The sequence below is a fragment of the Campylobacter concisus genome (assembly GCF_015229965.1).
In the GTDB taxonomy this organism is placed as follows: Bacteria; Campylobacterota; Campylobacteria; order Campylobacterales; family Campylobacteraceae; genus Campylobacter_A; species Campylobacter_A concisus_BD.
The window spans coordinates 1-12,447 of sequence record NZ_JAAKZB010000017.1 but is presented as its reverse complement, the minus strand read 5'-3'; the positions used below and the strand labels follow the sequence as shown (position 1 = coordinate 12,447).

The window sequence follows — 12,447 nt, the reverse complement described above, 5'->3', positions numbered from 1 at the left end:
GGTAAATTTCACCAGCTGCCGCTAGCTCCGCCGCCGCCAAAACCACCGCCGCCGCCACTAAAGCCGCCTCCTCTGTTACTTGAGCGACCACCACCTCCATTTGAGTCTGAACCACCTCGCCTAAAGCCCATTGGCAAAGAGCCGCCTTGGCTATTTCTCTTAAAAACGTCTTTTAAAATAAAGAAAAATACTGCAAATATAAAGGCAAAAGCGCCAAAGATGATGAGGTAGTTTTGCACGCCAAATCCCTGCTCAAGTGCGGTTGATACAAGTCCAGCAAAGCACGTGCTAAAGCCAGTTCGCATAAAAAATTTACCAAAGATCACAGAGGCAAAACAAGAGAGCATGCCAGCAAAAAAGGCAAACACGCCAAAAGGCAGGTCGCTAAGGCCGGATTTACTACTAAATTCCTCGCCACTAGCCACTTTTATGATCGCCAAAACGCCCTCTTTTATGCCTTCGCTCATCTTGCCATTTTTAAACCGAGGTATCATCACGCTATTTATGATCTGGCTTGCTACGGCGTCAGTTAGCATCCCTTCAAGTCCGTATCCAACCTCGATGCGGACCTTTTTCTCATTTGGAGCGACCACCAAAAGCACGCCGTTGTTATCTTTTTTTTGACCTAGTTTGTAGCCTCTAGCGATCTCAAGAGACAGCTCTTCGATGCTCCTGCTTTCAAGCGAATTTAAAGTCACTATAGCGATTTGCGTGGTGCTGTTTTGCTCGAAATTTTGCACTAAATTTAAAAGCTCATCTCTTTCGTTTTGTGAAAAGATATGAGCCTCATCGTTGATCTGCTCATTGAAATTTAGAGCAAAACAAAAGCAAAACGCAAAGAGCAAAAGAGCAAGAGCTTTTTTCATCACTTCTCAAACGAAACTTTTGGATTTTTCATATCTTCGCTGCTAACTTCGATGCCTTGCTTTGGCTTCATCTCTGGATGAAAGATGCTAGCTATAAATTTACCAGGAAAGCTTCTAAGAGCTACGTTGTACTCTTTTACAGCCTCGATGTAGTCGCGTCTTGCTACACTTATGCGGTTTTCTGTGCCTTCAAGCTGGCTTTGGAGTGAGAGGAAATTTTGATTTGCTTTTAGCTCTGGGTAGCTCTCGCTAACTGCCATTAGCCTGCCAAGTGCGGAGCCTAACTGACCTTGAGCTGCCATAAATTCTTTAACCTTTGCCTCGTCACTAAGACTGCTTGCATCGATGCTTACTTGCATGCTCTTGCTTCTTGCGTTTGCCACATCTTCAAAGACCTTTTGCTCGTGAGCTGCGTAGCCTTTTACGGTTTCAACTAAATTTGGCACGAGATCGGCTCTTCTTTTGTATTGATTTAGCACCTGCGACCACTTCTCGTTGGTGTTTTCATCAAGCACGACAAATGAATTTGCGTATTTGAAAGCGCCAAAAACAAGTGCGGCGATGACCACAACGATGGCTATTAAATTTTTCATATTTTCTCCTTTAAAAGGGGTGATATTAGTAAAATAAGGCTTAAAAAATGATGTAAATTTAAAGTTAGGTAAGTGAAGTGAGTGCTTAGAGTGCACTCACTTTTTTGGGGATTATAGGTCTGTTTGGACTTTATCGTCTATTTGTATATGGATAGTGTGTCCGCTTACTTGATCGACGCTTGAGTAGCCCTTAAAGCCACCAGCATCGTAGTTAGGGTCAGCAGTCCATTTGTGGTCTAGATCAACTTTTGTAGTTGAGTTGCCATGCTCATCAACAGCACCTTTTATCTTAAGAACAGTGTTTAGATCATCAGTGATGTCAAAGATAGCTTTTGCATTAAATTTGATCTCAGTGTTGCCTTGAAGTTGGATATTTTCAAAGCTTTCAACTTTAGCATCAAGACCAGCCACATGACTAAAATCAACCGTTTGTCCATCAACTATTAAAGTGTCATTATCGCTATCGCCACCTTTCATAGTTGTGTGTTCATCATATTTAACCGTATAGTCTTCAAGCTCTATGCGAAGCGTATCGCTATGAGTTTTATTTACAAGACCGCCTGGAGTTTTAAGCGTAGCATCTACTTTTAGATCATAAGCTGATCTTGCGTTGATGTCTAGTAGCTGATCAAATACACCTTTACTCATATCATCAGCTGTTAGCACGTGATTTACTGTCTTTGTTTGAGCGTGATTGTCTGGATCAGTGTATTTGATCTCAACTGTATCGCCCGCTCTTGCATCATCGCTAACATAAATTTTAACTGGCGTTGTATCTTGAGTTTTGTTGTTATCGCCAAAGTTTTCATAGCCATATAGATGTCCATCTCTATTGCCGTCTTCAACAAACTGCATACCTCTTATAGCGTCCATCTCAACTTTTGCATGATCCTCTGTGCTTACAGTAGTTGTTCCATCAGATAGAGTGACTTTCGCTTTTGTCTCTTGTCCTACTGCGATAGCTGCATCAAGCTCAAGTGGTTTGCCATTTTCAAGAGTTATAGGGTGGGCAGCAAGATTATGTTGATCTTGCAATTCAATATTGCCAAGTGCGTCTTTGCTAAGAACTTTAAATTCTTTAGTCACAGGCGTTGTGCTGCCAGCATTTGTGATCTCAACTTTTATGCTATCACCAGCTATTACGCTACCAGGGAGAGATACACTTACTTTTGAAGTATTGCTACTTGTCTCATCTCTTGTGATAGTGCCATTGTCGTTTGCATCAGCTGCTATGCTTACACTTAGGCCTTTGCTGCTTAGCTGTGCTAGTTTTGCCTCTGCGCTAGCATGTGCTGTTTGATCATCTTGAGTAGTTATAGTCGCATCTACCTTTGTTTTCTCGCCTGGCTTCATAGGGACATTATCTACTTGTATGGTGTTAGTTTTTGTGATATCTTGTGGTGTTCCACCATTTATTATATCTGTAGCAGTGATTTTACCATCTGCTGTTTTAGTTATTTTAAATTCTCTACTTCCTGGGGTGCCAGTATTTGGATCAACATAATCAACTTTTACGTGATCGCCTGTTACAACATTGTAAGGCACTTTTACGCTTACTGTTGTAGTTTTTAGGTTATTGTCTGATATAGCCTCATCTCTACTTAGTTCATTGTTTCTATTAGCATTATCTTCGTTGAAAATTACGCTTAGCTCGTTATTGTCTATAGGCTCTAGTATCGCCTTAGCTGATTTAGGTGCGATATTAGGTATCTCTACTTCAACCTTAGCAGGATTTGTAACGCTTACAGCGACATTAGGTATCTTTAGTAAGTTGCCTGGCTCTAAATGTTTATTTTGTCCAGCTGCATCTTCTATAGTTAGCACATCATTATTTTTGCTAGTTACTTTGTAAGTAGTTGGCACACCATTTACTTTTACAGTAAATGTATCACCTGCATGTAGGTTACCACTTGGTAGAGATACAGTTGCAGATGTCTCTTTAACCTTACCATCTGAGTTTGCCTCGTCTCTACTTAGTTTGCCATTTCTATCTTTGTCCTCATCGATAAGTACATAGAAATTTGTACCACCATTACCATCAGCATCAAGTAAGATATCGCTACCAGCTTTTACCTTATCAACACCTGTTGCATCGCTAACTGTTGCACTTACCTTGCTTGTTTTATCTTCTTGTAACGGCACTGTATACTCAACAGCTTTATTGCCAACCACATTTAGATCATCTACTGTGATGTTGCCATGAGCGTCTTTGTGGATAGTGTGACTTGTAGTAGTTGGTGTGCCATTTTCTATGCTTGTAGTTATCTTTAACACGTCACCATCTACAACATTGCTTGGTAGTTTTATGGTAGCTATTGTTGTATTTACCACATCGCCATTGCTGTCTTTTGTAGCTTCATCTTTATTTAAAATTCCGTTAAAGTCTGCATCTTTATTAAATATAACAGTCATATCATCGTGAAGATTTTCAAGGGTAGCGTGGTTTGTTACTATGGTTTTTGCATGATCTTTAGCATCTGTAAATGTTGCCTGAGCTTCAGTGTTTTTACCTTCACCTATTACTATGCCTGGTACTGTGATTTTATTATCGCTATCAGCTGTTATAGTATCAGTGCCATCTGTTAGAGTAATGCTATTGCCATTTCTTGTGATAGTAAATTCTTTTTGTAAAGTTGTGTTGCCATCAGCTTTAACCTCAAGTATCATCTTGTCGCCAGTTATCACGTTATTTGGCACTTTTACTTTTAGATCAGTCTTATGAAGATCGTGATCTTTCATGCTCTCATCTCTTGTGATAGATGTATTAGCATCAACATCTTCACTAAAGAAAATTCCAGAGTCATCAAGCTCTGTTACGCTTACACTATTTGTTCCAGTAGCACTTTGAACATCATCTTTATCGATGATAGTAGCTGAAATTTTGGTCTCAGCTCCTGTTAATGTACCAACATGAGAAATTTTAAAGCCGTTGTCGCTTACTGCTACATCATTGCTATGCTCATCTGTTATCTTAACGCCTGAAGCATCTTTATGAACATTAAATTTAAGCGTTCTATCTTTAGTTGTACCATCAAGCTGTGGCTCAGTGATCTTAACTTCGATCCTATCGCCATCTACTGCATTTTTAGGGATCTTGATAGTTGCAGTTGTGTTAAATTCATCACCATCAGCAGCCGAAGCTTTTCTGCTCATAGTTTTTGAGTTATGCGCCTCATCAAAGATAACCTCAGGTGCTTTTACATGCTCTAAGCTAGCTGAAACTTCTGGCTCATTTATAGATGTATGTCTGCCTGGTGTCATGTTTGTGATGCTAGCTTTGATAGTAGTATCTTGTCCATTTCTTAGATCAAAGCCTGGTACTTCAAATGAGTATTGATTAAAGCTCTCTTTTGTAAATGGGAAATTTTGTCCGCCATTGCCGATCTCAGTTATACCAGTTACCTCGCCTTTATCATTCATATGTATAGTGAAATTTCTTGTATAAACGCCATTTGTAGGCTCGTTTATAGTAAGTGTAACTATGTCACCATTATCTATTTTGTTTGGAAGTCTTATAAGAGCTGTTGTTTCATTTACTTCATGCTCATCCATACTCTCTTGTCTTGAAATTTCATGAAGAGTGTCTTGCTCTATAAATTTTATCTCCATGTTTCTACCGATAGGTATTACATTATCTTTATTAGACTCTGCACTCTTTGGTGTGCCATCTGCAGCTACGACATGAGCACTTGCATAGTTCCATACGTCAGGGAAAACTGGTAAAGATGTATTTACCTTATGGTTATCAACGTCTGCTTGTGTAAGAGGCACTTCTGTTGTTGTATTTTGTTTAGTTAGTGGATCAGTGTAAGTTATGACAACTTTATCGCCTGCTACAACATCTTTTGGAAGTGTTACTTCAACTGTTGTGCTTCTAAAGTTTCCATCTTTGCTATTTTCCCAGTCATCTATACCACCATCATTATCGTGGTCTTCAGTAAATGTTAAAGTCGGTCTTACATCTGGAGTAACATCATCGGTTGCTACATCGCTCTTCCAAGTGCTAGAGTTTGTGCTATCAGTAACATAAGCATCTACTTTTGAAACTTTACCCTCAGCAACTGGCATATTGTCTATCTTGTAGCCATTATTGATTATATTTTGATCGATAGCAACTTCTCTAGTTTCAGTAGTACCATCTGGTTTTGTTAGTGTGATGTGAAGTTTATCTCCAGGGATAACATCACTTACTTTTATAAGTACTGGTGACTCATTTTGTTTGTTGTCATTGTTGTTTTCTGTGTAAGTTAAAAATTTATCGTTATCTCTATCTTCTGTAAATTCAACGCTTACGCTTGATTTTGTAGGAGTTACGTGATCTTCACTGCTGCCGCCAGTATTACCTTGGAAATTTGTAACGCTTGCTTCTACTTTTGAGTTTTTACCTGGCTCTACAGGCGCATTTATTGGATAACCATTAGTTATGATAGCTGGAGTGATGGTTATGTTTGTTGTTGTTTCATTACCATTTGGATCAGTTACAGTGACTTTTAGTATATCGCCAGCTCTTACTGTGCCGTCATTTGGTACTGTGATAAGAACTTTAGATGTATTTACATCTGTATCATTTCCATGCTCTACTCTGCTTAAAGTGTGGTTTCCATTTATATCATTTATAAATTTAACAGTTGGTGCACCTGGGATTATATTAACGTTTGCGCCACTAGCACCATTATCACCATCGTTGCCATCATTGTAGCCGCCTATTGGGCTATCGTATGAAGCAAAAGCTCTATTTGTATCAGTTAAATTTCTATAAGTTTCATTGATGTTAGAGTAGTGACCGCCCTCAGCAAATCTAGCTTCGCCAAGGCTAACGCCATCTCCACCACCAGCAGCAGCATTACCACCAGCAGCAGTCTCTTCAAGTTTTGTTAGATCACCGCCGTTTAAAATAGCATTTTGCAAAGCGCTTATATCAGCTAAGCCCTCAGCACCTATCGTATTTGGATTTAAAGAAAGCGTGTCACTGCCTAGTACAGTTAGCTCTTTGCCGTTATTTGCAACAATAGTTACTTTGTCGGCTGCATCGCTAGTTTTGACACTCTCACCCATATAAACGATGTCGCCAACTTTTAGCTCTCTCTCGTTTCCGTTTTGATCAACTGCGACCGCCTTGCCACTTAGCGATTTTACTACACCCGCTTCTTTAGCCATAAAACTCTCCTTAATAATTTTTTCGGCGATTATATAATAAGAGTGAGGCTGGGGATATTAAGTAAAATTTGGGTAAATTTAAGTTTATTTTTAGTTATTTAATACTCTTTTATCACACTTTAATATTTTTAAAATTCCCCCTAAAAAAGGCATTTTGTGTAACTTTTGTGTAAAAAATTTTAAAAAAAATTTTTATATGGTACATGTACCTTTCGTTTCATAAAAGCGTTATTCTGAACGCCTTAAGAAAGAGCATCTTTTAAGCTAACACGAAAATATTATGCGATTTTTAGCTACTTTTGCCAAAAAATTTTCTTGCCAAAACCTAGAGTGTTACTCGTAAATTTAACCTTTTCAAGGCTTATAGACCAAATTTTTGGATCCATCGCCTTTGCGTAAAAAAATCTTTTAAAGTAAATTTCTCGCTCAATTGTTCTAGCCTCTCTCATCGCTCCTTGAAACTGCACGCCCTCTATCTTGCCAACGATCTTTGTATCAAGAGCGACTGTGCCAGCAACGAGCTTTGAGTTTTTTAAAAATTTAACATGCGAGCTCTCATCAGAACTAGCTAGCAAAAGACAAAAATTTACCTCATCAAAGGCGTAAAATGCGCTAAAAGCATAAGGCTGTCCCTCATCATCAATGGTACAAACACTTGCAAGATGCATCTTTTTTAAAAATTTAACTATCCTCTCATCCATCTAAACTCCCCTAAAAATGTCAAGAATGGTTTGAAATTTAAAGATGACTATGGCGATTATCAGCACCCAAAGCGTAAAAATAACGAGCTCTATTAAAGTAAATTTATCTTTTGCAACCTTTTTAAAGGCAAGCATTGTTAAAAATGCTCCAAAAAAGCCACCAATTAGCGAAAAATAGTGGATCGCATTTACCTTTACAAAGCTTGGCAAAAGCCCTTTAAAAAATAGTGAAAACATTAAAATTGAGAGCAAATTTGCAAGTATAAAGTAATAGCCAACGACTGGCAAAACAGGCCAAAGTCTAGCAAAAACGAAGCTTAAAACAGTGATAAGCATCAGCAAAAAGATCCTAGTCCCAAAACAACACATCGCCCGTCCTTTTTTGACGCATTTTACAAAATTTTGCTTTATGAAATTAAAAATTTGCCGATTTAGCCTCAAAAGGATTTAAAAATGCAAACAAATTTTTACTCTCAAGGAAGCTACAATAACATGAGCTTTTCGATGAAGACTAGCTCAGGCGATGAGATAAGCTTTTCTATGTATGACAATAAAAACTTAGAGTTTTCAAGTCAAAAAAATGGCAGTTCAAGCCAAAGGAGCTTAACTCTCACGCACGAATACGGCTATGAGTTTGCCTATAAAGGCAACGGTATAGACGAGCAAGATATGAAAGAGATCGAAGAGGCGATGAAGCAAATTCGCCCACAGGTTGATGAGTTTATGAAAAATGTCAAAGAGGGCGACAAGATCGCAGGTAGCAGCCAAAGCATAAGCGAGCTTTCAAACAAGATCAAGCAGATGTTGCCTGACGCAAAAGATATGGATCATAAAAATTTCATAAATGATAATATGCTAAAGATGTTTGACGAACTTTTAGCTAAAAATGATGCTAATAAAAACCTACTAAGTGCGACAAAAAGGCTATTTGACACATTGCTTGATGAGAGCAAAAAAGTATCTTACTACGCATAAATTTAGAGCTTTTTGGCTCTAAATTTTAACCAGCGCCTCTCTTTGATAAAAGAGGTGCGACAAGACTATCACAAAATAAAGCTGAAAAAATAATCCCACAAGCGGCACAAGCGAGATCAGATAAAATAAAAGTGTAAAAGCTATAAATTTAACCCCACCGCCTTCAAGCAACGCTAGCTCAAATTTCTCGCTATCAAGCGTGTTTGAGCCAACGTCTATTAGCAAAAGTTTATAGTAGATGTAAAAAAATGGTACGTTTATGATGAAGAAATTTAAAACTGGCACAAACAAAAGCGGCAAGCAAACGAGCAATATCCCAAGAAATTTCATGATCTCAACCATCGTCACTTTTAGCACTCTAGCCGTGCTAGCCTCGCTTTTAAGCACGTAGTTGTAGTGCCTTTTGTTTATCTCTTTGGCTACAACTGGCGTTAAAAAGCCAGCTACTATTAGGGCGATTATTATGCTAATGATGATCGTTAAAAAGGTGCTTAAAACGTAAAAAAGTATGCTAACTATCCACTTTGTAGCGCTAAAACTTAAAATTTTAATAGCTATAAAAGATAGCGTCGAGTTTGTCTCCAAAAAGGCGAAATTTTCGTTTTTAGCGCCATCGCTTAAAAGGTCAAATATCTCGCCACCTCCCCAGATCGTAAGCCACGCAAGGCTACAAATGCTAAGAAAAAGCGGCAAGATCGATAGCGTTATAAATTTGGCTGTAAAAAAATCTTTAAAGCCAAGGCGAAGAAGATTTATCATTTTACCTTTTTGTACTCACGCTCAAGTGCGGCGTAAATTTCATCTATCGTGCTAACGCCATTTGATAAAATTTCGCTCATCACTTCGTTATCTTCGCGTCCGTTCCAAATTTTCTTATAGCTGCCCTCTTTGTAGCCGTTGTTTTGTCGGAAGCGATTTAGCACGTTTTTAGCGATATAGCACTCATAAAGCGAGTATAAATTTACGCCGCATTTTAAAGACATTGAGAAATAAATTTTAAAGATATCAAAGATATCATAGTCAAAGCCGCTGCACTCATGTATAAGCATCTCAACGTCGTTCATGATCTCATAAATGCTCTCATCTTCGACCTTTAATGGCTCTTTGCAATAGTCGCTAAAGCCACTTGACTGGCAGATATCATCAGCTAATGTCTCAACATCACCAAGCTGTTTTGCCTTGTAAATTTGTAGTGCTAGGCTCATTATAAAGTGCCAGATATCAACGACTTCGATACGTAAATTTTGCTCATCAGTCTTAGCATCTATGCTCTTCCAGTGCTTCCAAGCAAAGCTGTCGATAAGCTCAGCGCACTCCATATATATGCAGCGCCTCCAGCTTATGAGTTTATTTTTATTTGTATAGCCATTTTCCCAACCAAGCCCGTTTGTCTCGTCATTTAGGCTTTGTTGCATCTTTAACATCTCTAAAACAATAGTTCTTTCATCCATTTTTAAACCTTTTAAATTTTAAATGATTATAACAAAAAACAATTAATGCTTAAGCGACAAGCTTGACCCAAATCATCTTAATGCAAGCTTACAAGATGTAAAATCACCCAAAATTTCAAAGGAGAAAAGATGAGAGAGAAAGATCTAGTAGTTTGCAACGTTTGCGGACTAAAAAGCAGCGATGATAAAAATGCAGTTTTCATTCACGCTCACAAAAACGGCGAAGAGGTTGATATCTGCACAAGCTGTATCCCAAGCGTGATACATGGCTCAGGTATGGTCGTAAAATCAAACGAAGAGATAAAGGCTGAAATTTAAATATCAGCCACCATGTGAGAATTCTGCCTTAAAGAATTCTCAAACTCCTCCGCACTCATCGGACGAGATAAGAAATATCCTTGCATTTCATTACAATTAAGCTCTTTTAAAAGCTCTTTTATCTCGTGGCTTTCAACGCCTTTTGCTGTTACTTTTAGCTTCATTGATTTTGCTATATTTATGATAGCAGCGACTACTTGCATATCTTTTTTATTTATCACTGACTGAGCGACAAAGTCATTTGCTATCTTTATGCGGTCGATCTTATACTTTCTGATATAGACAAACGACGTATATCCAGATCCAAAGTCATCTATACAAACATCTATGCTATTTTTCTCCAAAAGTGAGAAAATTTTATCAAGCGTCTCTTGGTCGTTTTTCCAGATATCTTCGCTAAATTCAAGCTCAAACTGCTTTGGATTTAGATGGTGTGAGTTTAAAGTTAGCATAAATTCATTTACAAATTTTTCAGATGTGCTTTGAATTTGCGCTACATTTATGCTTATTTTTGGCACTTTTAGCTTTTTGTTTTGCCACCTTACAGCTTGCTCTACTGTTTTTGAGACAGCAAGCGTACAGATGTCGTTTAAGATGTCGCTATTTAAGCTAGCTATATCCATAAACTCGCCAGCCTCTTTTTGTCCAAATTCTTTTGACTGCCATCTAAGTAGCGCTTCTACGCAGATGATCTTTAAATTTTTAATGTCATAAATCGGCTGAAAATATACCTCAAAATCCTCTTGTAAATTTGCTTTTTTAAGAGCTATCTCTATGTTTGAGCTTTGTTGTATCTCGCTATCTATCTCATTATTATAAACCATTGGGTTTTTAGCTGGGTTTTGCTTAGCATAGTACATCGCCATATCGGCTTTTTTGATGATATTTCTAGGATCGCTGATGTTATCTCTTGTGACAACGTGGATACCAACGACGCTCTTAATCGCAAAGTGATACTTATCTATTTGCAAAGGTTTTTCTATCGTATCTCTTAGCTCCATACCAAGCTTCATACGCTTAGTGTGGCTATTTTCTTCCATTTTTGAAAGCACGATAAACTCATCAGCGCCGATCCTTGCGGTGACCTCTTGTCTATTGCACGCTTCACGTATGCGCTTTGCTACCGCTTTTAAAATTTTATCGCCAACCTCATGTCCGTAAGAGGTATTTATATTTTTAAAGCGACTTATATTTATATAATAAACTGCGATCTCTTGCTTCTCGCCCAAAACGCTACACATACCTTTTAGCTCATTTAGCAATGAGTCTCTGTTGCCAAGAGAGGTTAGATAGTCTTTTTCAGATACGCCCTCTAAACTTAAATTTATCATCTCAAGTTCGTTTGTCTTTAGGTGCTTCTCTTTGTTTTTAGCATCATGTAAATTTTGCTCTGCGTTATATATCTCTTCACTTTGATCAAGCACTTTCATAAAATAGCTAATGACCGCTCCAGCTACAATAACAAAAATTATAAGTAGATCGACATAAGATGAGAGGTTGGCTTTTATAAGTATTAGTGCAGCTGAGATGATAGGTACGAGCTTAGATGTTGTTTTTATGCCAACATCTGCTGCGCTTATACGCTTGTTGTCGCCCCTTAGGTAAAAAGCCCCGAGCATCAAGAGAAAAAATGGCACAAGGTAGATAGAGTGCAGAGTAAAGTCATGTCCTTTGTTTATAAGCTCATTATAAAAAACATATAAATTTAATAGCGTAAAAATCGCACTTGCGATTATCAAGAAAAAGCCACTATGTCTAATGTAAAGATGGTTGCTATTAAAAATTTCACTAAGAGCGATGAATAAAATAGACAAATTTACAAAAATAGCAATGCTAGCAGCAAGCTCACTAGGGCTTTTAGGATGGATCAATATATTAAAATCGCCCATATCGCCAACAATGCAATAAGCAAGCGTGAAAACTAGCAAAAGGACATTAAAGCTATCGGCTAGAACTAGGATCTTTTTATCACTAGCTATAAATTTGACCACAAAAAATATACCAACAGCGGCCAATAGTAAAAACATAGGGAGCAGATCGAAAAAATCAAGATAAGAAATTTGCTCTTTGCTTCTTAAAAGAAAGTCTTCATTTACGCTTCTAATGGCATCAATAATCGTCCAAAGAAAGACCCCAAAGCATGCAGCAAGCCAGTGCATAGCTTTAAGCTTTGATCTGTTCATAGAGATGTAGATACCAAGAACTACAAGACCAAAGCCAAAAAATATCAACAAATTTTCAAAAATTTTATAGTTTAAGATGCCGGCAAACTGAGAAAATATAAAAAGAGCTATAACGGCATAGAAAATTTGTTTTTGTCTTACGATAAGTGACGAATTTGACGTAAAAAAAATGTTTCTCTCCATTGTTTATTCTGTTTAAAACC

10 protein-coding genes are annotated in these 12,447 nt (G+C 37.8%); 2 read left to right on the top strand and 8 right to left on the bottom strand.

Annotated features, from left to right (window positions below; translation table 11 throughout):
- Positions 1-8: 8 nt before the first annotated feature.
- The 5 genes from G6W43_RS07725 to G6W43_RS07705 all read right to left on the bottom strand — a co-directional run bounded on the left by G6W43_RS07725 (position 9) and on the right by G6W43_RS07705 (position 7,686).
- Positions 9-866 (bottom strand): TPM domain-containing protein, encoded by an 858-nt coding sequence (locus G6W43_RS07725; protein WP_103643024.1) that lies wholly within the window; start codon positions 864-866, stop codon positions 9-11.
- Positions 866-1,459, bottom strand: a complete 594-nt coding sequence (locus G6W43_RS07720; protein ID WP_021088893.1) for a LemA family protein — start codon at positions 1,457-1,459, stop codon at positions 866-868. The genes G6W43_RS07725 and G6W43_RS07720 overlap by 1 nt, the downstream gene beginning before the upstream one ends.
- A 111-nt stretch (positions 1,460-1,570) precedes the next feature.
- A complete protein-coding gene (locus tag G6W43_RS07715; RefSeq protein WP_194169522.1) occupies positions 1,571-6,616 on the bottom strand; it encodes a retention module-containing protein in 5,046 nt (1,681 codons plus the stop codon).
- A 293-nt stretch (positions 6,617-6,909) separates the two neighbouring features.
- Positions 6,910-7,317, bottom strand: coding sequence for a pyridoxamine 5'-phosphate oxidase family protein (locus tag G6W43_RS07710; protein WP_103646124.1), 408 nt, complete (start codon positions 7,315-7,317; stop codon positions 6,910-6,912).
- Positions 7,318-7,686, bottom strand: coding sequence for an L-arabinose ABC transporter (locus G6W43_RS07705; RefSeq protein WP_242040011.1), 369 nt, complete (start codon positions 7,684-7,686; stop codon positions 7,318-7,320).
- Between the two features lie 84 nt (positions 7,687-7,770).
- Here G6W43_RS07705 and G6W43_RS07700 point away from each other — a divergent pair, with 84 nt between their 5' ends.
- Positions 7,771-8,292 carry an ATP/GTP-binding protein gene (locus G6W43_RS07700; RefSeq protein WP_194169521.1) on the top strand — a complete coding sequence of 174 codons (522 nt, stop codon included), beginning with the start codon at positions 7,771-7,773 and terminating at the stop codon, positions 8,290-8,292.
- A gap of 18 nt (positions 8,293-8,310) precedes the next feature.
- Here G6W43_RS07700 and G6W43_RS07695 read toward each other — a convergent pair whose 3' ends face one another.
- Complete coding sequence (locus tag G6W43_RS07695) at positions 8,311-9,051, bottom strand: EI24 domain-containing protein (protein WP_194169520.1); 741 nt, start codon at positions 9,049-9,051, stop codon at positions 8,311-8,313.
- Positions 9,048-9,743, bottom strand: a complete 696-nt coding sequence (dut, locus tag G6W43_RS07690; protein ID WP_103569077.1) for a dUTPase — start codon at positions 9,741-9,743, stop codon at positions 9,048-9,050. Before dut ends, G6W43_RS07695 begins: the two co-directional genes overlap by 4 nt.
- Before the next feature lie 129 nt (positions 9,744-9,872).
- Between dut and G6W43_RS07685 the strand changes: the two genes are divergently transcribed.
- Entirely contained in the window at positions 9,873-10,061 is a 189-nt protein-coding gene (locus G6W43_RS07685) for a hypothetical protein (protein WP_002940779.1), read from the top strand.
- Here G6W43_RS07685 and G6W43_RS07680 read toward each other — a convergent pair.
- On the bottom strand, positions 10,058-12,427 hold the full coding sequence (locus G6W43_RS07680) for an EAL domain-containing protein (protein WP_149712038.1): 2,370 nt from the start codon (positions 12,425-12,427) through the stop codon (positions 10,058-10,060). The two genes, G6W43_RS07685 and G6W43_RS07680, sit on opposite strands and share 4 nt — an antisense overlap.
- Positions 12,428-12,447 lie beyond the last annotated feature (20 nt).